This window comes from Aeromonas sp. QDB23 (genome assembly GCF_027707745.1).
GTDB classification, from domain to species: Bacteria; Pseudomonadota; Gammaproteobacteria; order Enterobacterales; family Aeromonadaceae; genus Aeromonas; species Aeromonas allosaccharophila.
In genome coordinates this window covers 54,967-76,405 of record NZ_JAPCJA010000003.1, presented here as the reverse complement: position 1 = coordinate 76,405, position 21,439 = coordinate 54,967, and the positions used below count along the sequence as shown (strand labels likewise).

Here is a 21,439-nt window from a genome sequence, read left to right as displayed (position 1 = left end):
TCGGCAGGCTCAGCATGAAACCCCGCACCCCATCAGCCGGTGGCCCCAAGTCGGGCGACCGCAAATCCGGACTTCACTCCCGTAATCGCCATCAGGCGGGTTACGACTTTGAGGCGCTCTGCCTGCGAACTCCCGAGTTGGCTGCCCACGTCTTTATCAATGACTACGGCACCCGCACCATCGATTTTGCCAATCCTGATGCCGTGAAGACCCTCAACCGCGCCCTGCTGGCCCATCACTACGGGATTGCCCACTGGGACTTGCCCGCCGGTTACCTCTGCCCGCCCATCCCGGGACGGGTGGACTACCTGCACTGGGCGGCCGACCTGTTGGCCGAGAGCGCAGGCCTGCTCCCTACCGGCAAGGGGGTGAGGGTGCTGGATATCGGGGTGGGGGCAAACTGCATCTATCCGCTGCTCGGCTGCCGCGAATATGGCTGGCGTTTTGTCGGATCGGATATCGATCCGGTCTCGGTCAAGGCGGCGACCCTGCTGGCCAGGAGCAACGGGCTCGGCAATCAGATTGAATGCCGCCTGCAGGGCAACCCCAACCATGTGTTTCGCGGCATCATAGGGCCGAAGGAGCGCTTTGCCCTGACGCTGTGCAATCCGCCGTTCCATGCGTCGCTGGAAGAGGCGAGCAAGGGGACGGAGCGCAAGCTGCGCAATCTGGGCAAGGAGGTGACAGGGGCGCCCGTGCTCAACTTCGGCGGTCAGAAGGCTGAGCTGTGGTGCGAAGGGGGCGAGGCAGCGTTTCTGGCCAATATGATCGCCCAGAGCAAGGAGTTTGCCAGCCAGTGCCTCTGGTTCAGCTCGTTGGTGTCGAAAAAAGAGAACCTGCCGGGAGCGAAAAAGGCGCTGAGCCGGGTGGGAGCCCGTCAGGTGCGGGTGATCGACATGGCGCAGGGCAACAAGGTGAGCCGGATCCTCGCCTGGTCCTTCCTGGATGAAGAGGGATTGCGCAGCGGCTGGTCGAGCGCGCGCTGAACCCCTATCACAAGGCCCGACAAGGGCCTTTTGTCATGATGACCCCGGTGAATTTCCCCCTGCTGGTCGCATATCCGGCAATCGTTTTTATCATTGGCAGAACGTGCTGGTTTGCATGGTGTAAGTAGTGACTTCCGCCTTGGTACAGGTGTACGCCGAGATTTTTTTGCACTTACAGCTGAAACTTTAATAAAATAGGACTGGTTAGACCTCTTTACAGGCATTGAATCAAATAGGGATCGGTAGATGAAAGTTGTCGATTTTCTGAAGCGCAAGCGCGAAATTCTGGCGCAGCACCCCTTTGAGCTCAAGGATTGGCTCTCTCCGGCGATCCGCGACTACTGGCGTGAGTTTCAGCAAAAGGCACATCTTCATCCTTTGCTGGGACGTGTGCTGGACTTGCAAGCCGAGTCTCAGGACGAACAGCAACAGGATGCAGCAACCGTGGCACAGGTGGCCAACGGTCGCCCCGTCGTGGCTCAGGAGCCCGCTGTGGAGCTGGGGGCCGAGGCTGCCGAGCTCTATGCCACCCTGCAGGCCCGCATCGGTGAAGAGACCCACGTGGGCGAATGGCTCCATGTCAGCCAGCAGATGATCGATCAATTTGCGGCGGTGACCGGGGATCATCAGTGGATCCACACCAATCCGGAGCGTGCGGCCGCCGAGTCGCCCTTCAAGACCACCATCGCTCACGGCTTCCTGACCCTGGCGCTGCTGCCGCAGTTGACCGGCTCGGTCGATGAAGCCACCCCCGAGTTCCCGACCGCCCGCATGGTGGTGAACTTCGGGCTGGATCAGGTGCGTTTCCCGTACCCCATCAAGGTGGACAGCAACATCCGCGCCCGCACCAAGCTGGCCCGGGTCACCCCCATCAAGGGCGGGCTGGAGTTGCTCAAAGAGATCAAGGTGGAGATCGAAGGGATCCGTCGCCCGGGTTGCGTCATCGAGTCGGTGACCCGCATCTACTTCTGAGCCGCCTCATCGGCATAAATGGTGAAACGGGCCCGCTGTCGTGTGCAACGAACAGCGGGCCCGTTTTTTTGCCTGTTTGTTGCAAGGGCTGAGGCGTCAGCCATCGCGCGCCGACCCCAGCTTGATATGACTCACAAAACGGTGCGCCGTGCAGTTAGCCAGCTCTCATTTTGGCGAGTTGGCCGCGTGAGGCGATAGCATGTTATGCCACTATTGGCTTCTTACTCCCGATCCTGGAGACAATAGTGCCCATCAATAACAAGATTATTCTGCCACTGCTGCTGAGCATCACCATCCTGCTGATCCCGACCCACTGGATCCCGCTGGAGGGGATCACCGTCATCGAGCAGCGGGTCGTGGCCATTTTCGTGCTGGCCGCCCTCTGCTGGATCCTGGAGCCCATCCCTATCTTCGCCACCTCGGTGCTGATCATCGTGCTGGAGCTGCTGCTGCTCTCCGACAAGGGGCTTTGGTTCATGACTGCCGACAAGGCAGAGCCGGGCTTTGGTGAGCTGCTCAAGTCCACCGAGGTGATGGCGACCTTTGCCTCGCCGGTTATCATGCTGTTTCTCGGCGGTTTTTTCCTCGCCATTGCGGCGACCAAATACCATCTGGACGTCAATCTGGCGCGGGTGTTGCTGCGCCCGTTTGGTCAGGATCCCCGGATCGTCATGCTGGGGCTGATGTTGATCACCGCCACCTTCTCCATGTTCATGAGCAATACCGCCACCACAGCCATGATGCTGGCCATCCTTACCCCGGTGCTGGCGGCGTTTCCCGACAAGGACCCGGCCAAAATCGGCTTTGTGCTGGCCATTCCGCTGGCGGCCAACCTCGGCGGGATCGGCACTCCCATCGGCACTCCGCCCAACGCAGTGGCCCTCAAATACCTGACCGGCGAGCATGCCATCTCGTTCGGCCAGTGGATGGGGTTTGCGGTGCCCTTCGTGGTGCTGCTGTTGCTGCTCGGCTGGTTTCTGCTGGGGCGCTTCTTCCCGAGCACCCTCAAGCGGATGGATCTCAAGATTGAGGGGCGCTTTATGCAGACCCCTCGCGCCTGGGTGGTCTACCTCACCTTTATCACCACCATAGTGCTCTGGCTACTGGGGGATCTGCATGGCATGAGCTCCTACGTGGTCGCCATGATCCCGGTAGCGGTGTTCCTGACCACCGGCATCATCACCAAGGACGATCTGCACAAGATCTCCCTCGATGTGCTCTGGCTGGTGTCGGGCGGTATCGCGCTGGGGCTGGCGCTGGAGGACTCCGGGTTGGCCGAGCGGCTCATCACCCATATTCCGTTCCACGAGTACTCCACGCTGGCGGTACTGGTCGGGGCCTGTCTGCTGGCGGTGGTGATGGCCAACTTTATGTCCAACACCGCGACCGCCAACCTGTTGCTGCCATTGGTGGCAGCGCTGGCGGTCAGCATGCCGGAGCTGGCCGAGTGGGGCGGCAGCCACACCCTGATCCTGGCGGTCACCATTTCGGTCTCGCTCGGGATGTCGCTGCCCATCAGTACCCCGCCCAATGCGCTGGCCCACGCCACCGGTCTGGTGGAGAGCCACCAGATGGTGCGCATCGGCGTCATCATGGGATTGGTCGGTACCCTGCTGGCGATGGTGTGGATCTACCAGATTGCAGCCTGGGGATTGATCTGAGTGTGATGTCGATGAGTTGTGAGTTTGCATCACTCGCATCGCTATTACGGCAATAGAAAGAGGAGCCAAATTGGCTCCTCTTGTTGATCTGCTTGCGACTCAAAAGCTTGCCCCCAGACTAAGCAAGTGGCGCCATTCGCGATCAGATATTTCGACATCCACCCCGGGATAGTGCAGGGCGCCATTTTGCCACTCCATCTCGCTCGACCAGGATAGACGCAGATGATCGTTAAAGTAGTAGCGCAGGCCGATGCTGCCGTTGATGTCCTGATCCAGTGTGAGGTAAGGGGACGGTTGCGACAGGTACTTCAGATAGGTGCCTTTACTGAACAACTCAAATCGCTGTTGCCAGAATGACAGTGGTTGGCGGTAATCCCAGCTCAGGCTACCGATGGGGTAGCTGATGATCCTGGAATCGAAAAAGACCAGTCCTGGCCAGCTGTCACTGCGAAAGTAGGCGCGCTGAATGCCGCCCTGTGAAATCAGTTCCAGCCGTTTGTGCTTGTCATTCCAGAAGCGATAACCCGGCCCCGAGCCAACGTTCAGCTTGAGGTAGTTGTCAGCCAGCATGTCATACTCCGCTTCGAGCGAGTTGCGTAGAAACCAGTGCTGGTTAAAGAAGTAGTCAAGGGTCGGGTTCAGCTTGTAGTCATGGCTATCGGTGACGCTGTCGGATGTTTCGTAGGTATATTCCCCGGAGAGGCTGTAACGCCAATCCAGATTGGCCAGTTCGGTCACTCCCTTGAAGTTGACGTTGTTGGTGCGTTTATCCTTGTGCTTGAGCTTGACGTTGAGATCGCCGCTGCCGCTCCAGAGCCAGGCGTTGCGCTCATTCTGCTCATCCTTGAACAGGGTGATCCCCCCTTTGGCGGTTGCCTTGGGTTTATCCTGCTTCTCCAGACGCCAGCGTTTGATGGCATCCCGCTTGACGGTCACGGCGCCGGTATAGGGCAGGGCGATGCGCACCGACTTATCGCCGATCTCTTCGATGGTGCCGGTCAGGCGATCGCCGTTGTTCATCCAGAGAATGTCTTTTGCCCACAGGGGGTGGCAGACCACCATGAGTATGAGAGGCAGGTATTTCATGACGTAAGGCAACTCCGGTATGGTGCAGGTGCTGATGAGTTAACTGCTGATGGGGCGGGGTAGGCCATTTTTGCTCTCCAGCGCCGCCGTCACCTCATCCTGCATCACGTCAGGTGCACTGATAAAGCTCTCTATGGCCGGAGATAGCACCAGCGGGGCGCCATTTTCAAGCTCCTCTTCGGTGCGGGAGAGCGGGGAGTGTACCTCCAGCCAGCGGCGACCATCCGGTTCGATGGCGACCTTGACCGGTTGGTTGATGACCCGCACCGGCGTGCCAATCGGCACAATCTTGAACAGGGCCTCGATATCGTCCGGCCGCAGCCGGATGCAGCCTGCACTTACCCGCAGGCCAACGCCAAAATCCTTGTTGGTGCCGTGGATCAGGTAGTCGCGTTTGCCATAACCAAGGCGCATGGCGAACTTGCCGAGGGGGTTGTCCGGGCCGGGAGGCACCACGGCGGGCAGGGTGATCCCTTTTTGCTCCAGCCAGGATTTGCGCACCATGGGGCCGGGCACCCAGGTCGGGTCCGGATTCTTCTCGATGACGGTGGTGGTCATCTCCGGCGTTTCGCGGCCGATGTCACCAATCCCGATAGGCAGCACAATCACCTCGTTCTTGCCTTTGGGGAAGTAGTAGAGACGCAGCTCCGGCAGATTGATGACGATCCCCTCGCGCGGCACATCGGGCAGCAGCATCTGGGTAGGCAGCGTCAAGCGGGTGCCCGGCTTGGGTAAATAGGGGTCTACACCGGGATTTGCCTCAAGCAGCGCCAAAAAACCAATCTGGGTATGTTTGCCAACCAGCTCCAGATGCTCATCCTGCTGGATGATGTAATCCTCCAGCTCGCCAATGAGGCGGCTTTCAGCCGGCGGCAGCGGGTAGCGCTTGGCTTGTGCGGGCGCGGTACAGAGCAGGGCCGCAGCCAGCAGCAGTGAAAGTGTGGGCGTTAAGGAGAGGGGCATGAGTTTCGGCAATCGCATAAGGAGATCCATCAGTTCAATCGGGGCGGCGCATCATCAAACAGTGCCGCCAGGATGGCGCGATTGTTCCTCAATCAGCCCATGATTACCAGCTTGCCGCGTACCCGCAACGGTGTGGGGATACATAGGAAACCGGCCAAAATCGGCCTCTCCACTATGTTTGACCGCCAAGCGGGAAAACGGCGCAACATGGTGGTGTGCGAGTATCACGATAGGGAGCATGGCCCGGTATGTGATCGGGCCCTGCGTCGGGTGGATGCTTGACGACTTGCGACTTGCGACTTGCGACTTGCGACTTGACGACTTGACGACTGGACGAATGGGGTCGATGCAAGGCCTCTATGTGAGGCAAGGCCCCCTGAATGCGGTCAGCGATGATCACCGTTTAATGAGAACGCACGACCGGCGTATGGGAAGTGCGAATTTGTCTGTTCCAAGCCTCCTGTCACAGTGAGCAGCCAATGCCGCATTGTGAGCCTGCTCCCAGATATCTGATTCAGCCATTTGATATATAACAAATTTTTATTGCATCCTCGGCCCTGCTTGGGTAAAACTCTCTCCCCACGGAGAGATGCCGGAGTGGCCGAACGGGATTGACTCGAAATCAATTGTGGCAGCAATGCCACCCAGGGTTCGAATCCCTGTCTCTCCGCCACATGCCAAGCCCAACCTGTTGCACAGGTTGGGCTTTTTCTTTATGCACCTTCTTCTTGATGTAACCACGGTATGGATGCCATGACCTGTTTACCGTGTCGTGGCAGGAGATAGGTGGCCACCTGACGCGAAGTGACATGTTCACCTGATACCTGGAGCGGGTATCCATTATTGCGGCCTGTTCCGGGTGAGCAGGGTGGTTGAGGATGGCTTATTTGGCGCTTAAAGCATGGTTTTTTGCCGTCAAAAATTGAAACCGTTTTCAGAAATCCTTTTCAACTGTGATCCGCTTCAAAGCTTTTTCGGGCGCCAACCTCTAGCATTGGCTCCACGAATTAGGGGCTTGCGCTCCCGATTTTCCCGCTGTGGGAGGTAACCGGATGATCCGGCTATTTCCTTCGTTACTTTCGACGGTCATCATGGATGGCCGTTTTTTTTTGAGTTATTTCACGGTAAAGGGTCGAGCCGCTGGCGCTTTACCGTTAAAATTCCGCTTTTGCACTTGCCCGTGAGTCTTGATGTCTGCGTCCACCCTCTCTTCGGATAGTTATGCCCTGCTCGCCACCCTGCAATTGCAGCGCGTCGCCAGTACCCGTTTGCTGCAAGATCAACTGGCGATGGGCCATGCCCTGATCGATAAACTGACCCGACTGCAGGATGCGGGGCTGGTCAGATTGCGCGGGGAGCAGCAGTGGAGCCTGACCGCCGAGGGGACGCTGGCGCTGATCCTGGGGGTACGTGCCGGTCTCTGCCCGGAGCCGGACTGGAGCCGGGTGCCCTCATTGACCGGGCAGGATCTCACTCATGCGGTGGTGCGCGAGCTCTGTCGCGGCAAGGCGGGGGAGGTGCCGACCTATTTCTCGGCCAGCGATCTGCTGACCCTGCTCGATACTCCGGATGCTCACCAGTTGCTGGCGGGCTCCAGCCCCGCCTGGCAGCAACTGCTGCTGGAGCACTTCTCGCTGCAACTGCTGCTCGATGCCCCCTATGAAGAGCGCTGGCCGCTGGCCAATGCGCTGGTGCGCTGCGCCCCCGAGGTGCAGGCCCGGGCCAAAGCGTTCGAGGCGGAGTGGCGCTGGCTCTGCGGGGATGGCGAGAGCACGTCGCCAATCGGCGAGGGTAATGACACAGTGCCCGGCTGGCCATCCCTGCAGGCGCTGGCCCAGCAGAGCCAGAGCGGCCCGCTCGGCGAGCGACTGCTCACCGCGCTGGGTCAGTGGCAGGCAGCCGATGAGGGTGAGGCGGGCCAGTGGCCCCGTTCGTTCAGCGCCCTGCTCTGGCTTGGCTGGTTGCAGCAGGCTGATCCCGTCATTGCCAGCGAACAGCGCAAGAAGTGGCAGCGCAGCCTGACCGGCCAGTTCCCTCTGCTTGCCGATCTGCTCAGCCAGTGGGCGGGCGATCGCCATGGTCAGGCGGTTGGCCTGTTCGATACTCTGCAATTGCCGGTGGAGGAGCTCCACTGGGGCTACCTCTGGCTTGACCTCTGTGCGCTGGCCCGTCACGGTGCCCAGAGCCCGCAGGTGGCCATGCTGCACAAGTGGGATCTCTCCCATCTGCTCGATGCCGAGCCTCATCATCGCCTGATGGCGTTTTGTCAGGATCTGCTGCGCCTCTTGTTGGGAGAGGCGGCCAAAGGGGCGCCCCTTTGCCAGCTGCGCAGCAGTGAGGAGAGTGCCCCGGAGAGCAGTGACGAGCAGGATGAGGAAGGGGACGAGGATAAAACCGCGGCCTCTGCCAGCTGGCTCAACTGGCTGCAGGGGCTGGGACGCTCCAGTGGCGTACGTAAGCCACAGGAGCGGTTGGTGTGGCTGCTCCATGCCGAGGGCCCCGAGCTGGAGTGCAAGATCCAGAAGCTGAGCACCAAGGGGGAGTGGACCGCTGGTCGCCGGGTCGATCCGGCCCTGCTCTCCACCCAGTATGCCGCCATGCTCGATGAGCATGACTGGGCACTGGTCCGCACCCTGCCACGGGTGATGGGGCGGTTGCCGCGGGATGTCTGGGCACCGCTGGCCGATCACCCCCGCTTGTTCAACGCCAAGGGGCAAAAGCTGCAACTGGCCATCAGCGCCCCCCTGCTGCAGGTGGTCGCCACCGAACAGGGGATGAGCGCGCAGCTCTGCCCCGATGCGGCCGCCCGCGGGGCCCATATCATGCCGCTGGCACAGGATCTGTGGCAGCTGATCCTCACCCCGCAGCCGCTGCTCGACCGTTTGCCTGCGCTCGAATCCATCCCGCTGCTGCCTGCCGAGGGGCTGGCCGAGCTGCAACGCACGCTCGATGCCATTCCCGAACTGCCTTGGCACAGTCAGGTTGCGGGGCTTAGCGGCAACGCCGAACTGGCTCCCTGGCCGGGCATTCCTTCGGTGCAACTGGATTGGCAGGATGGTCAGCTGTCGGTCAAGCTGGTGACCCGCTTCGACGATTTGCCACCCCAGCCCCTTGGCAAGGGGGAGCCCATCGTGCGGCAGGGGATCAAGGCGTACCACTACTGGCAACGGGATCTCGCCGCCGAGAAGCTGCAGGCCCAACTGTTGCGCAATCAACTGCCCATAGGCCTGCCCGGCAGCGAGTGGCTGCTGCAGGGGGAACAGGCGCTGGCGCTGGTCAATGCCCTGCCCGAGCTGGTGGATGCCGGCGTGGTCATTCACTGGCATCAGGACAGCGCTCGCCTCAAGAGCCTCGATGAAGCAGCCCTGAGCCTGCGCATCGAGCGGCGGCAGGACTGGTTCCAGGTCGAAGGGGCGCTGGCGCTTGATGAGCACCAGATCCTCGACCTGCGCCTTATTCTACGCCAGATGACCCCGGGCCAGCGCACCGTTCAGCTCGACGAGAAGACCAGCCTGATGCTGAGCGACAAGCTGGTGGAGCGGCTCACCATGCTGGGGGCCATGCTCGATGAAGAGCAGCGCATCAACAACAAGCTGGCCTATCCGCTCACTCGCCTGCTCTCGGTCATCACCACCGAAGGGGATGCGGCTTGGCAATCCCTGCAGCAGGAGTGGCAGCAGGAGGTCGAGTGCCCGGATGAGTTGCTCACCGGCCTGCGGGACTATCAGAAAGAGGGGGTGCGCTGGCTGGCGACCTTGGCCCATCACGGTTTTGGCGCCTGTCTGGCCGATGACATGGGTCTGGGCAAGACTCTGCAGGCGCTCATTGTGTTGCGCATGCGCCAACACCTTGGCCCGGCGCTGGTGGTGGTGCCCAAGTCAGTGGTCACCAACTGGCAGGAGGAGGTGGCCCGTTTCGCCCCCGAGCTGGATGTGGTGGTGTTCGAGAACCCGGCCGAGCGGGAGGGGATCATTCGCGAGGCCAAGGCCGGTCAGGTGATCCTCATCAACTACGGTATGTTGGGCAGTCTGGCGGAGGCGCTCAAGTCCCGCCGCTGGTCCAGCATGGTGCTTGATGAGGCGCAGCAGATCAAAAACGCTGGCACCCAGCGCGCCAAGCTGCTGTTCCAGCTGGAAGGGGATTTTCGCCTCGCCCTCTCCGGCACCCCCATCGAGAACCATCTGGGGGAGCTGTGGAGCCTGTTTACCTTTATCAACCCGGGGCTGCTCGGCAGCCTTGGCGAGTTCAAGCGCCGCTTTGGCAAGGCAGTCAAGGATCCCCAGCACATGGCACTGCTGCGGGCGGTGATCAGCCCCTTCATCCTGCGCCGCCTCAAGCAGCAGGTGCTGACCGAGCTGCCGGACAAGACCGAGATCATCCACCACATCAGCCTCTCCCCCGAAGAGCGTCAGCTCTACGAGGCGACTCGGCGTGAGGTGGTGCAGCAGGTGCAAAGCGCCGATGGTCGCGCCCTGATGCATGTGCTGAGCGGCCTGACCCGGCTGCGCCGTCTCTGCTGCTCGCCGGAGCTGGTGATGCCCGAGTGGTCACAAACCAGCAGCAAGCTGGACGAGGCGATGGCGCTGCTGGAAGAGGCGATCGACGGCGGTCATCGGGTGCTGGTGTTCAGCCAGTTCGTCGATCTGCTGAGCCTGCTGCGCGCCCGCATCGAGCTGAAATCCTGGGATTACTGCTATCTGGATGGCGGCTGCTCCGCCAAGTCCCGTCAGGACTCCATCCTGCGTTTTCGTCATGAAGCGGTGCCGCTGTTTCTCATCAGCCTCAAGGCGGGGGGCACCGGTCTCAACCTGACCCAGGCCGATACCGTGCTGCACCTCGATCCCTGGTGGAACCCGGCAGTGGAAGATCAGGCGAGCGATCGGGCCCACCGGATGGGGCAGACCCAGCCGGTGACCGTATACCGGCTGGTGTGCGAGCAGACGGTGGAGGAGAAGATTGTCGCCCTGCACGACGAGAAGCGGGCGCTGGCCGATGGCCTGCTGAGCGGCCAGTCCGAGGTGCGTGGGCTGGATGTGGAGAGCCTGCGGGCCCTGCTGATGGGCTGATTGGCGACACCGCCTTCCATGCCGACTACCAATACAGAAATGGGGAGAACATCCAGAGATGTTCTCCCCATTTTCATTTGGGATGCAGATGCGGGATTAGTCGTTTATCGCGGCAAGGCGGCCCGGTTATCCCTGAGCCAGCTATCCCTGATCCAGTCACCCCTGATAGAGATAGAGGTGCAGCCGCTCGATGATGGGCTCGCCGCCAATCTTGCGATCCCGCCGCGCCTGCCGGCTCTTGGGGGGATAGTTGCCCAGATGGGTAACCGCGGGCGGGGTATCGGAGCAGAGCAATAGAGGCAGGCTCGCCTTGATCTGCTGCTTGCGCGGGGTGCGCTCCAGCCAGAGCAGGTTGATCATCGGGTGGGTCTTGACCGGGCGGCGGATCCGCAGCTCGGCATCGGCCGGCAGACGGCGAATGTCGTACACCTCCTGATCCACCATCTTGCTCCACTCCTCGTTGTTGGAGAGGGCCGGTATGTAGCGGCGGCTGCGCTCCAGCATCTCCAGCACCTGTTCGCGACTGAGGCGATTGATGGTCTGCTTGTCGGCCCAGGTAAAGCCGAGGGATTGCAGCTCCCCCGCCAACAGGGTCAGTTTGCGGTAGACCTGCAAGGTGATCACCCCGGGCAGGGCGGTATGTACCAGCTCGAACTTCTCGTCCCGCCCGCCCGCCTGCTGCACCAGTGCCTTGAAATCGAGCTTGTGCTGGTTGATTTGGTCGATCAGCGGTTGCAGCAAGGGGGCGGCGGCGGCAGGAAAGCGCAACCAGCCGGGCAGCCGGTGAGTCGCCTTGGTGGAGCAGCCGGGGCGGGCGCTGTGGTCCCGATAGGCGGCGAGGGTGGCCGCCAGCGCGGCTTCACCGTTGAGATAGCCCACCTCAATCTGCGCGATCGGGTCGTGCTCCTCTCCCTGTGGCACCGGGGGGAGGGGATAGACATGGGCCTCCTGCAGCTCGAGCTGGCCAAGCAGATCGGCCAGCTGGTTGAGAGAGGCTTCAATGGCGGCCATTTTTTGGCGCAGGGCGGCGGTCGGGGTAAAGGTATCCATCGATGATCCTGTGGTTTCATCCGCCGTTGACGGCATAAGCTATGGCGTCAGGGCAGGGGAGTAAACTACTGTATAAATAACCATACCAGTCTGCCGGTTGCGCGCCAAGGGGCGCGTTTATGGGTCGTCATTGAGGATGCTGCGCGGGAAGAAACGTAAGTTTGTTTTATGTTTCATCGTGTTAATTGCAGATCGCCAAGAGATCATTGAATTAACAATCGAATGTAATGACGGGGTTGCCAGCCATGGCGCGTCCATTGGTGAGTGCATAGGCAATGCGGTAAATTGCATATGTAAGATGGTGCCATGCAGCACAATATGCTGCGGGCAGTGGATGGTCGAACGGTGATTTAATTATTCGTTATAAATCAAAGTATTAAAATTGTATCAGTCAGTTTTTTACTATTAGTTTTACTAATGTAACGTATCAAAATTCGTCAATTGAGTCGGCTCAGCTCCCTGACTAAGCTTTGCGCATCAAATAAAGCCCAGTGCGTAAACAAATATTCAGAGGAGCCACATCATGGCCAACATGACTTATACCGAAACCGGTTACCAGCATTCCAGCCAATTGAATCTGGCTGCTCGCGTTAAAATGACCGTTCTGACCTGGCTGGAGCGCAGCCGCAGCCGTCGCCAGCTCTCCGAGCTGCCCGAGTACCTGCTCAAAGACATCGGCCTGAACGAAGCTGACCGTTATCAAGAGACCACCAAGCCGTTCTGGCGTGGTTGATCAGCCGGGCATGGATGCCTCGTTTTTCTGCTGATCTGTTTGCTGCTCTGCCCCTGTGGCGCCCGGCTATCAGGCGGGCAATAGTCTGTTTTATCTCCCCCCGTTTTTCCCCTGTTGTGCGTTGATCCTCTTGCCTCTCTTCTTTATTTCACATTGCTATAGCGCCTCGCTGTCGTCGCTCGATTGTTATCACAATTGTGTTGTTAATGTTTGAATTTGTTTAAAAAACGATTTTAAGCCGCGATGCCTTGCGTATAATCCGGCCATAGTGTTCCAGAGCAAGAGGGTGAGACGGATGATTCCCCAGCACGATTTTTTGGCCCTGACTCGCAGCAACGAGTGGCAGCTTGAGCCCTTTGAATTTGCCCTGCCCGATGGTGCGCGGGTCAGCGTCTGGGATACGGGCGTGCTCTGCCTGGAGCCTGCCAGAGGCGCGGGCACTCAGCCCGGGGGATACAAGGATATCGTCCTCTCCTGCGGCATTCATGGCAACGAGACCGCACCCATCGAGATCTGCAACCAGCTGCTGAGCCGTCTGCTCGCTGGCGAGCTGAGTGCCCGCCATCGGGTGCTGTTCCTGTTTGGCAATCCGGCGGCGATGAATCTGGGGCTGCGGGAGGTAGAAGAGAACATGAACCGGCTCTTCTCCGGTGCCCACAGCAAGGGGGAGGGGCTGTGTAATCGGGAGCGGATCCGCGCCATGCGCCTCGAGCAGTATGTAAGCCGCTTCTTTGCCGATCCGGCCCGACCCCGCTACCACTACGACCTGCACACCGCCATTCGCGGCTCGCGCCACGAGAAGTTTGCCGTCTACCCCTTCCCCCACGAGCGGCCCCACTGCCGCGAGCAGGTGCAGTTCCTCGGCGCCTGCGGGGTGCGCACCATTCTGCTCTCCGCCAGCCCGACCACCACCTTCAGCTACTACAGCTCACGCCAGCATGGGGCCCACGCCTTCACGGTGGAGCTTGGCAAGGTACGGCCATTTGGCGAGAACGACATGACCCGCTTTATCGAGACCCGGCAGGCACTGCAGGAGCTGGTCACTCAGGATGAGGTGGCGCTGGAGCCGTGGCGGGCGGATGATTTCACCCTGTTTGCCATCGATCGGGCGATCACCAAAAAATCGGAGCAGTTTCGCTTCCTGTTTGCCAGCGATGTGGACAACTTTACCGAATTCCCGCAAGGGTTCGTGCTGGCTGAGGATGGCGAACTGCGCTACACGGTCGAGCAGCCGCGTGAGGCGGTGGTCTTCCCCAATGCCAACGTGGCGATTGGCCAGCGCACCGTGTTGCTGGTGGTGCCGACAAGGCTCTGGAAATAGCGCTGGAGCGCTTTGCCCGCAGAGCGGCGAGGCGTTGGCAGGCGGCGCCAAGCCATTGTTTGATTGGGTGGCTCGGATACAGCGGTTAGCCGCAGGAATAAAAAAACGGGGCCAGTCAGATGACTGGCCCCGTTTCGTATCGGGTTCAAGCGGTGAGGCTTAGCTGTTGTTCTTCACAAACAGGGTCAGCTCCTGACCGGGCTTGAGGTAATCCCCTTTATCCAGCTGGTTCCAGCGCATCACATCGTTGATGGCCACCTGGAAGCGAGCTGCGATGGAGGAGATGGAGTCGCCACGGCGAACCTGATACACCATCGACTTGTCGTTCTTCTTCCCTTGCTTGGGATAGACCACCAGCTTCATACCAGGCTTGAGCGCCGACTTGGCATTCAGACCGTTCCACTTGGCCAGCTCGGCATGGGAGACGCCGTGCGCCTGGCTGATGCTCCACAGGTTGTCACCCGAGCGCACCTTGTAACTGACCTTGGCCTTCTGGCTGCCACGGCTGGCCAGCTGCTGCGGCTTGCTGGCGGTACTTGCCTTGCTGCTGACCTGACCATGGGTCGGGATCACCAGCTGCTGACCGCGACGCAGGCTGTTGCTGCGCAGATTGTTGGCCAGCTTCAGCTCGCTCACGCTGACGCCGTGATTCTGGGCGATGCGCGACAGGGTATCGCCACTGGTGACCTGATAGGAGCGAGTACGAATACGTTCGCGCTTGGGCAGATCGGTCAGTGCCAGCTCCAGAGTATCGGCATACTCGATCGGTACCAGCAGGCGGTAAGGGCCACGGGGTGACATCACACCACGGCTCAGGGCCGGATTGACCTCCTTGAGCTCTGATGTGCGCAGTCCCGCCAGTTGGGCGGCCACGTTCAGATCGAGCTGGCTGCCGGTCTCTACCACCCGCAGCTTGGGCTCGTTGGCGAGCACTGGCAGCGTGACGTTGTACTTGTCCGCATTGCTGATCATGTCCGCCATGGCGAGGATCTTCGGTACATACATCCGGGTTTCGCGGGGCAGATCGAGCGACCAGTAGTCAGTCGGTTTGCCGGCACGCTGGTTACGCTGGATGGCGTTGCGCACCCGACCTTCACCGGCATTGTAGGCGGCCAGCGTTTGCAGCCAGTCGCCGTCAAAGAAGCGGTTCAGATACTCCAGATAGTCGAGCGCCGCATTGGTGGAGGCCAGCACATCGCGCCGCCCGTCATACCAGTTGTCGTGGCGCAGACCGAAGTTCTTGCCTGTGGCGGGGACAAACTGCCAGAGTCCAACCGCATTGCTGCGGGATCGGGCATGAGGGTCAAACATGCTCTCGATCATCGGGACAGTAATAAGCTCCATTGGCAGCTCACGCCGTTCTATCTCCTCTACCATCAGATAGAGGTAGGGTTCAGCCCGGCTGGCAATGGTCGCCAGATGCTTATCATTACGCAACAGCCACTCTCGTTGTTGGCGGATGCGGGCATTATCCGGGGTTTCCAGCTGCATATCATCGCTGATGCGCACCCACAGATTGTCCGTATCTTCCATTTCGTCCAGCTGTTCATCGCCAAACAGGAAATGGGAAGAGTGTTTTTTATGCGCTTTTTTCTTGACCTGGGGGGACTTGATCGGCTCGATTGCCGTTAGCGCCCGGTCATCCTGATGGCTCAGGTTTTGGCAGCCGCTGAGCAACAGCGCTGCCAATAAGGCCGTTCGTACCTTCATCTCGTTCCGGTCATTTTTAGGAAAAACAGCCCGCATCATAAGGGGCAATGGCCCCCTGATCAAGGTTTGTTCAAAAAACGTCCTTCCACTGGCGCAGGATGGTGAAGGTATCTACCGGATTTTCCACGCATTTTAGCCCGTGATTTTCAGCAGAAAATTTCACTGAATCCTGCTCGCAGCGCAGAAAAATGTTGAAAGTGCGTTCATCCCCCAACCGGGTTGGCAGGCTTGGCAGCCCTTGTTGCCGCAGTTTGCTGATCAGCCCGATCTGGCGGCGGATCGCCGGGTTGTCCGGCTCGACCGCATAGGCAAAGCGCAGGTTGGAGAGGGTGTACTCGTGGGCACAATAAATGAGGGTCTCATCGGGCAGGGCGGCGAGTCGTTGCAGTGAGTGGTACATCTGCTCCGGCGTCCCTTCAAAAAGGCGGCCACAACCGGCCGAGAAGAGGGTATCGCCACAAAACAGCATGCCGTTGCCATGGTAGGCGATGTGGCCGCGGGTGTGACCGGGCACATGGATCACCTCGAGGGCGAGGCCGTGCCAGTTGATCTGATCGCCATCTTCCAGCCACTGACCGTGGTGATCCGGCATCGGGTCAAGTTTGGGGCCATATAGCCGGGCATGGGGAAAGTGGCTGAGCAGGTCGGTGACGCCCCCCACATGGTCGTGATGGTGATGGGTCAGCAGGATGGCGTCGAGCACCAGCCCCAATGCCTCGAGCCGCTCCAGCACGGGGGCGGCATCGCCCGGATCGACCACCAGACAGTGATTTTCGTGGCGGATCAACCAGATGTAGTTGTCATTAAAGGCTGGAACTGTGATCACTGGATACATGAGTCTGCTTCTCTTTAGGGAGGGTATCTTATATAACAGGATGGCGTTCGAAACCCCGAGTTGAGCCCTATTATGCAGGTGGCACGTACCGAACAACAAATCGAGATCCCGACCAGCTGGTCTGCATTGCCTATGGGGGACTGGGTGGCGGCCGAGATCCAGGAGCGGCTCGACAACTGGTGCCCCAATCTGTTTGGCTATCATCTGCTGAAAATTGGCGCCCTGAGCGCCGAACTCTCCTGCAAACGCTCCTCCATCCGTCACCAGATCGGGGTTGCCCCCGGTGGACGGTTGCTCGACATGTATGGCGATCCCCTCGATCTGCCGGTACGGACCGGCAGCGTCGATGCCTGCCTGCTGGCCCACTGCCTCGATTTCTCTGCCGATCCCCATCAGGTGCTGCGCGAGGCCGAGAGGGTACTGACCGACGATGGCTGGCTGATCATCAGCGGCTACAACCCCTTGAGCCTGGTCGGGATCGGTCATTGTGTGCCGTTCTTGCGGCGCAGGATGCCCTGGTCGGCCCGGATGTTTACCCCGGGGAGGGTGACGGACTGGCTGCATCTGCTGGGATGCGAAGTGATGTTCGACGAGCGTTTTGGCTACTCGTTTATGGGGAAACAGAGTTGGCACAGCTGGTGGCAGGAAAGCATCGGGCGGGATTACTGCAGAGTGTTTGCGTCGGTGTATGTGATTGCGGCCCGTAAACGGCGCTTTCCACTGATCCCGGTGCGGCGGCGCTGGCAACTGCCCAAATCCCTCGCCACACCGGGAATGGCCCGTCAGGGCTGGTAGCCGGTATCCTCGGCCAGATCCTTGCCGCAGGCGGCATCTCTGGCCAGTTCGTCGCACCGTTCGTTCTCCGGATGGCCGGAGTGACCCTTGACCCAGAGCCACTCAATCTGATGGCGAGCCACTTCCGCATCCAGCTCCTTCCAGAGATCGACGTTCTTGACCGGCTGACGGTTGGCGGTCATCCACCCTTTCTTCTTCCAACCGATGATCCACTGGGTGATCCCCTGACGGACATACTGGCTGTCGGTAGTGAGGCGCACCTTGCACGGTTCGTTGAGGGTGCGCAGGCCCATGATGGCGGCCATCAGCTCCATCCGGTTATTGGTGGTCAACTTGAATCCGGCGGAAATCTCTTTGCGGTGGGTGCCGTAGACCATCACGGCTCCGTAACCACCCGGGCCCGGATTGCCGAGGCAGGAGCCGTCGGTATAGACATCAATCTGTTTTAACATGAGCAATCAATCTGTTTTAGCATGAGGCTTGGGGTAAACTAGCGAGTAAGTAAAGCCGAAGTTTGACATAGATTGGATCATGAACACACCCCAACTGAATCGCCAGATCATTCTGGATACTGAAACCACAGGTATGAATACGGCAGGCGGCCCTGTCTATCTGGGTCACCGCATTATCGAAATCGGCTGTGTGGAGGTGATCAACCGCAAGCTGACCGGTAACCACTATCACGTCTATATCAAGCCTGATCGTCTGGTCGACCCGGAAGCGATCCAGGTGCACGGTATCACCGACGAGTTCCTGCGCGACAAGCCATCGTTCAGCCAGATCGCCGACGAGTTCATCGAATTCATCCGCGGTGCCGAACTGATCGCCCACAACGCGCCGTTTGACGTGAGCTTCATGGACTACGAGTTCAGCAAGCTCGGTCTCGGCTTCAAGACCGCCGATATCTGCTCCATCACCGATACCCTGGCGATGGCGCGGGATCTCTTCCCCGGCAAGCGCAACAACCTTGATGTGCTCTGCGATCGTTACGGCATAGACAACTCCCACCGGACACTGCACGGGGCCTTGCTCGATGCGGAGATCCTGGCCGATGTCTACCTGCTGATGACCGGTGGCCAGACCAAACTCAATCTGGCCAGTGAAAGCAACGAAAACGAAAGCAATCAGGACACCAGCATTCGCCGGCTGGAGAGCAATCGGCCCGCCCTCAAGGTAGTGCGCGCCAGCGCCGAGGTAGAGGCCCTGCACGAGGCGAGGCTGGATCTGGTGCAGAAGAAGGGAGGAAGTTGTCTGTGGCGGCAATGAGCAAGTGGTGTGCCGGTCTGCTGTTGTTGCTCTCGCTGGGTGCGTCGGCGACCGAGGTGTTTGCTCCCTCCGATATCCCGCTGCTGGATAACCGCTTTCGCATCGATTACGGGGTGAAGGAGATCACCTTCATCGTCAAGCGCAAGCCGGGCACCCCGTCGGTGATCCTGGTTCGCCCCGATGGCAGCAAGCTCTACGTGGGCAAGGTCAAACCCGCCGAGGTGGGTTGGCTGGCACTGCCGGAGCACGATCTCATTACCCTGCGCAATCCCATGCCGGGTCCCTGGCAGGCAATTGGCGAGGTGGACCCCGACAACCGGGTGCGTATTCTCTCCGATATCCGGCTCGATATCGCCGCCCTGCCGATGCAGCTCTATCAGGGGGAGGTGGTCAAGCTCAAGGCGTGGTTGCTGATCAATGGCCAGCCGCCGAAAGATAAATACTATCTCTCTGACCTTGGCATGACCGTCAAGCTGCAATCCTTTAGCGATGCCAGCCAGCAAAAGGTCGTACTGGATCAGGTGCTCGGCCACTACCGTGATGACGGCAAGGGTCTCGACGAAGTGCCGGGTGACGGTATCATGACCGCGGAAGTGACACTGCAGGATATTCCCGGTGGCAAGTACCGCGCCATGTTCAGCACCGGCAATCAGGTGTTTGTTCGCGCCCGTTATCAGGATGTACTGCTCTACCCCTATCCGTTCAGTTATAACCTGGCGCCGCCTTCGGAAGAGCTGGGTGCCAAGTTGTCGCTGCTGATCGACCGTGATGAGCTGGATCCTGCCTCAGTGGTGATCAAGGGGAGTGTGACCAGCAATGTGGGCGGCCTCTACGAGTTCAGCGAGACCGCCAGTGAGCCCAAGCTTGATATCGATCTCTCCATCATCAAGGAGGTCGGTCAGCATGTGGTGAAAGCAACCCTCTATGGCACCACTCGCCTCGGCCGCGAGCTGAAAATCGAGTTGCCGGTCAAAACCTTCAATATCTTCCCGCCGCCTCCCCCTCCCGTAGAGGTGGTATCGGCTGCCGCACCGGCATCCAGTGCCGAGTCAACTCATGAGGCTCCGGCACAGGAGATGGGCTGGCTGATCTGGGTATTGGCGGGTGGTGGCGTGCTGCTGGTGATGCTGGGTGGAGTCGGGTTTGTGGTGATGCAAAAACGACGAGCCTTCAAACGCGCATTGGCGGCGGCACAGGCCGAAAGTCAGCAGTCCGGGCAGCCGGCAGCCAAGCTGGATCTCAACCTGCCGGAGCAGTAACCCTCGTTTTGCAGTGCGTGATGCCAGATAGAAAAAACCGCCCTGATAAGCAGGGCGGTTTTTTTGAGTTCATAAACAGAACAAACCGGGTATCAGTGTTCGCCGATGTAGACATCCTTGTTCTGCTCGCGGATCTCGAGGAACTTGTCCAGATTAGCCAGCATCAGCTCGACCAGTTGGGGGTCGAAGTGCTGACCCTTCTCCTCCTCAATCAGCGCCAGCACCTTGTCCAGTGGCCACGCCTTCTTGTAACAGCGATCCGAGCCGAGGGCATCGAACACGTCAGCCAGTGCCACGATCCGTCCCTCCAGCGGAATATCCATTCCCTTCAGGCCACGAGGATAGCCACTGCCATTCCACTTCTCATGGTGATTGCCGGCGATGGTGGCACCAATCTGGAACAGCGCCAGATCGCTGCCGGAGAGCATATCTTGCCCAAGCTGGGCGTGGGTTTTCATGATCTCCCACTCTTCCGGGGTCAGCTTGCCCGGCTTGTGCAGGATGGCATCGGGAATACCGACCTTGCCAATGTCGTGCAGTGGTGAGGCTCTTTTGATCAGCTCGCTCTGCTCTTCACTCATCCCCAGCAGCAGGCAGAACTGCTCGGTATAGAGCGCGACCCATTTGACGTGCAGCCCCGACTCTTTCGAGCGGGTTTCGACCAGTTCGCCGATGCGGTAGATGATCTCCCGCTGATTGTCGGCAATCACCTCGTTCAGCCGGATATTTTCCAGCGCCACTATGATGTTTTCGGTAAACAGGGTCAGCAGACTGGTATCGATCTGACTGAGTTGACGAGTGGTCTCGATATGGAACAGCAGATGGTGGCGCTGGTTCTGGCAGTAGAGCACCATCTGATTGGTGCCGTACACATTGCTGCGCTTGCCCATGGCCTGGCGCAAGATCTCCGGCGCTTCCGTGAGTAGCATGGCGGGATGGCCGGGGAGCAGAGGCTCCAATACTTGATCTCTCACCTCATAGGCGTATTGCTTTACGTCGTAGATCTGGGTCTCCCCCAGGTGGAGCAAAGCGCTCAGCTGCTCCTGGGCCCCTTCGACAAACTGGCGCAGGGCCCGCTTCTCAAAGATCCCCTTGGAGGCTTCGATGACTTTTTCCAGCCCCTGGCGGTTGCTCTCCAGGGTGCGGATATCCCGATAGGAGCGCAGGCTGGCCCGCAGCAGGGTACGCAGCTTCTGGGAGGTGAGCTCGGTTTTATCCTTGTAGTCGTTGATGTCGTAGTTGGTGACCACGTCATCTTCCGGCGCCTGGCCGGGTTGGCCGGTACGCAGCACGATGCGCACCATCTTGTTTTGCAGCTCTTCACGGACATATTTGACGACATCGAGGCCCGTGTGGTCGACCTCCATCACCACGTCCAGCAGCAGCAGCGCGACATCAGGGGTGATGGCCAGCAGCTTCTTTGCCTCTGCAGCGGAATAGGCATGCAGAAAGTCAATGGGGCGATTGTCAAACTCGAATTTGTTCAAGGTGATTTTGGTGATGCGATGCACTTCGGGCTCATCGTCAACAATCATCACCTTCCAGCCCGCTTGTTGCGTGTCGGGAAGGGCGAGATCATCATCATCAATAATCAGGATTTGGTCATCCATCATACAATCCTGTTTGGCATCCTGTGCTTACATTAACTGCTTCACTAAGGATAGGAAACTTATTGAGAAATAAAATTTGATCTCGAAAAACAATGGTCGAATAAGCAAATGGAACCTCCACTTCCG

Annotated in this window: 16 protein-coding genes and 1 tRNA gene; 10 read left to right on the top strand and 7 right to left on the bottom strand. The window is 59.5% G+C overall.

Annotation, left to right across the window (positions count from 1 at the left end; genetic code table 11):
- Positions 1–14: 14 nt before the first annotated feature.
- From rlmF to PG888_RS02315, 3 genes are all read left to right on the top strand, one after another.
- Positions 15–986 (top strand): 23S rRNA (adenine(1618)-N(6))-methyltransferase RlmF, encoded by a 972-nt coding sequence (gene rlmF / locus PG888_RS02325; protein WP_182937849.1) that lies wholly within the window; start codon positions 15–17, stop codon positions 984–986.
- Positions 987–1,232: 246 nt separating this feature from the next.
- Positions 1,233–1,958, top strand: coding sequence for a MaoC family dehydratase (locus PG888_RS02320; protein WP_042655982.1), 726 nt, complete (start codon positions 1,233–1,235; stop codon positions 1,956–1,958).
- Positions 1,959–2,203: 245 nt separating this feature from the next.
- A complete protein-coding gene (locus tag PG888_RS02315) occupies positions 2,204–3,619 on the top strand; it encodes an SLC13 family permease (RefSeq protein WP_151287278.1) in 1,416 nt (471 codons plus the stop codon).
- A gap of 99 nt (positions 3,620–3,718) precedes the next feature.
- Here PG888_RS02315 and PG888_RS02310 read toward each other — a convergent pair whose 3' ends face one another.
- The gene (locus PG888_RS02310) at positions 3,719–4,705 is read right to left on the bottom strand and encodes a DUF481 domain-containing protein (protein ID WP_182937848.1); all 987 of its coding nucleotides are present in this window, start codon (positions 4,703–4,705) and stop codon (positions 3,719–3,721) included.
- A 39-nt stretch (positions 4,706–4,744) separates the two neighbouring features.
- The gene (locus PG888_RS02305; RefSeq protein ID WP_182937847.1) at positions 4,745–5,686 is read right to left on the bottom strand and encodes a L,D-transpeptidase family protein; all 942 of its coding nucleotides are present in this window, start codon (positions 5,684–5,686) and stop codon (positions 4,745–4,747) included.
- A 565-nt stretch (positions 5,687–6,251) separates the two neighbouring features.
- On the opposite strand from PG888_RS02305, the gene PG888_RS02300 reads away from it, so the two are divergent.
- Both PG888_RS02300 and PG888_RS02295 read left to right on the top strand, forming a co-directional pair.
- Positions 6,252–6,341 (top strand) — tRNA-Ser (locus PG888_RS02300).
- 517 nt (positions 6,342–6,858) lie between these two features.
- On the top strand, positions 6,859–10,734 hold the full coding sequence (locus PG888_RS02295; protein WP_182937846.1) for a DEAD/DEAH box helicase: 3,876 nt from the start codon (positions 6,859–6,861) through the stop codon (positions 10,732–10,734).
- 156 nt (positions 10,735–10,890) lie between these two features.
- Here PG888_RS02295 and PG888_RS02290 read toward each other — a convergent pair whose 3' ends face one another.
- On the bottom strand, positions 10,891–11,784 hold the full coding sequence (locus PG888_RS02290; protein ID WP_182937845.1) for a DNA replication terminus site-binding protein: 894 nt from the start codon (positions 11,782–11,784) through the stop codon (positions 10,891–10,893).
- A 523-nt stretch (positions 11,785–12,307) separates the two neighbouring features.
- Here PG888_RS02290 and PG888_RS02285 point away from each other — a divergent pair.
- Together PG888_RS02285 and astE are read left to right on the top strand one after the other, a co-directional pair.
- Entirely contained in the window at positions 12,308–12,517 is a 210-nt protein-coding gene (locus PG888_RS02285) for a DUF1127 domain-containing protein (protein WP_042083987.1), read from the top strand.
- A 295-nt stretch (positions 12,518–12,812) separates the two neighbouring features.
- Complete coding sequence (gene astE / locus PG888_RS02280) at positions 12,813–13,838, top strand: succinylglutamate desuccinylase (protein WP_182937844.1); 1,026 nt, start codon at positions 12,813–12,815, stop codon at positions 13,836–13,838.
- Between the two features lie 159 nt (positions 13,839–13,997).
- Here the strand turns inward: astE and PG888_RS02275 are convergent, their stop codons facing one another.
- Together PG888_RS02275 and gloB are read right to left on the bottom strand one after the other, a co-directional pair.
- The gene (locus PG888_RS02275) at positions 13,998–15,548 is read right to left on the bottom strand and encodes a lytic transglycosylase (RefSeq protein WP_058052090.1); all 1,551 of its coding nucleotides are present in this window, start codon (positions 15,546–15,548) and stop codon (positions 13,998–14,000) included.
- 70 nt (positions 15,549–15,618) lie between these two features.
- Complete coding sequence (gene gloB, locus PG888_RS02270) at positions 15,619–16,383, bottom strand: hydroxyacylglutathione hydrolase (RefSeq protein WP_182937843.1); 765 nt, start codon at positions 16,381–16,383, stop codon at positions 15,619–15,621.
- A 72-nt stretch (positions 16,384–16,455) separates the two neighbouring features.
- On the opposite strand from gloB, the gene PG888_RS02265 reads away from it, so the two are divergent.
- Entirely contained in the window at positions 16,456–17,178 is a 723-nt protein-coding gene (locus PG888_RS02265) for a methyltransferase domain-containing protein (RefSeq protein ID WP_042656955.1), read from the top strand.
- On the opposite strand, the gene rnhA is transcribed toward PG888_RS02265, so the two are convergent.
- Positions 17,166–17,630, bottom strand: coding sequence for a ribonuclease HI (gene rnhA / locus PG888_RS02260; RefSeq protein WP_042656956.1), 465 nt, complete (start codon positions 17,628–17,630; stop codon positions 17,166–17,168). The two genes, PG888_RS02265 and rnhA, sit on opposite strands and share 13 nt — an antisense overlap.
- A 79-nt stretch (positions 17,631–17,709) precedes the next feature.
- Here rnhA and dnaQ point away from each other — a divergent pair, with 79 nt between their 5' ends.
- Both dnaQ and PG888_RS02250 read left to right on the top strand, forming a co-directional pair.
- On the top strand, positions 17,710–18,444 hold the full coding sequence (dnaQ, locus tag PG888_RS02255) for a DNA polymerase III subunit epsilon (RefSeq protein WP_042656957.1): 735 nt from the start codon (positions 17,710–17,712) through the stop codon (positions 18,442–18,444).
- Complete coding sequence (locus tag PG888_RS02250) at positions 18,441–19,703, top strand: TIGR03503 family protein (protein WP_182937817.1); 1,263 nt, start codon at positions 18,441–18,443, stop codon at positions 19,701–19,703. Before dnaQ ends, PG888_RS02250 begins: the two co-directional genes overlap by 4 nt.
- Before the next feature lie 92 nt (positions 19,704–19,795).
- Here PG888_RS02250 and PG888_RS02245 read toward each other — a convergent pair whose 3' ends face one another.
- Positions 19,796–21,313 carry an HD domain-containing phosphohydrolase gene (locus PG888_RS02245; RefSeq protein ID WP_270692769.1) on the bottom strand — a complete coding sequence of 506 codons (1,518 nt, stop codon included), beginning with the start codon at positions 21,311–21,313 and terminating at the stop codon, positions 19,796–19,798.
- Between the last annotated feature and the right edge of the window lie 126 nt (positions 21,314–21,439).

Bases quoted from the DNA above. Each gene is read 5' to 3' on its own strand.
- PG888_RS02290 (WP_182937845.1), bottom strand. From the start codon at position 11,784: ATGGATACCTTTACCCCGACCGCCGCCCTGCGCCAAAAAATGGCCGCC.
- PG888_RS02265 (WP_042656955.1), top strand. From the start codon at position 16,456: ATGCAGGTGGCACGTACCGAACAACAAATCGAGATCCCGACCAGCTGG.
- PG888_RS02285 (WP_042083987.1), top strand. From the start codon at position 12,308: ATGGCCAACATGACTTATACCGAAACCGGTTACCAGCATTCCAGCCAA.
- PG888_RS02250 (WP_182937817.1), top strand. From the start codon at position 18,441: ATGAGCAAGTGGTGTGCCGGTCTGCTGTTGTTGCTCTCGCTGGGTGCG.
- PG888_RS02310 (WP_182937848.1), bottom strand. From the start codon at position 4,705: ATGAAATACCTGCCTCTCATACTCATGGTGGTCTGCCACCCCCTGTGG.
- dnaQ (WP_042656957.1), top strand. From the start codon at position 17,710: ATGAACACACCCCAACTGAATCGCCAGATCATTCTGGATACTGAAACC.
- PG888_RS02305 (WP_182937847.1), bottom strand. From the start codon at position 5,686: ATGCGATTGCCGAAACTCATGCCCCTCTCCTTAACGCCCACACTTTCA.
- PG888_RS02295 (WP_182937846.1), top strand. From the start codon at position 6,859: ATGTCTGCGTCCACCCTCTCTTCGGATAGTTATGCCCTGCTCGCCACC.
- astE (WP_182937844.1), top strand. From the start codon at position 12,813: ATGATTCCCCAGCACGATTTTTTGGCCCTGACTCGCAGCAACGAGTGG.
- gloB (WP_182937843.1), bottom strand. From the start codon at position 16,383: ATGTATCCAGTGATCACAGTTCCAGCCTTTAATGACAACTACATCTGG.
- rlmF (WP_182937849.1), top strand. From the start codon at position 15: ATGAAACCCCGCACCCCATCAGCCGGTGGCCCCAAGTCGGGCGACCGC.
- PG888_RS02320 (WP_042655982.1), top strand. From the start codon at position 1,233: ATGAAAGTTGTCGATTTTCTGAAGCGCAAGCGCGAAATTCTGGCGCAG.
- PG888_RS02245 (WP_270692769.1), bottom strand. From the start codon at position 21,313: ATGGATGACCAAATCCTGATTATTGATGATGATGATCTCGCCCTTCCC.
- PG888_RS02275 (WP_058052090.1), bottom strand. From the start codon at position 15,548: ATGAAGGTACGAACGGCCTTATTGGCAGCGCTGTTGCTCAGCGGCTGC.
- rnhA (WP_042656956.1), bottom strand. From the start codon at position 17,630: ATGTTAAAACAGATTGATGTCTATACCGACGGCTCCTGCCTCGGCAAT.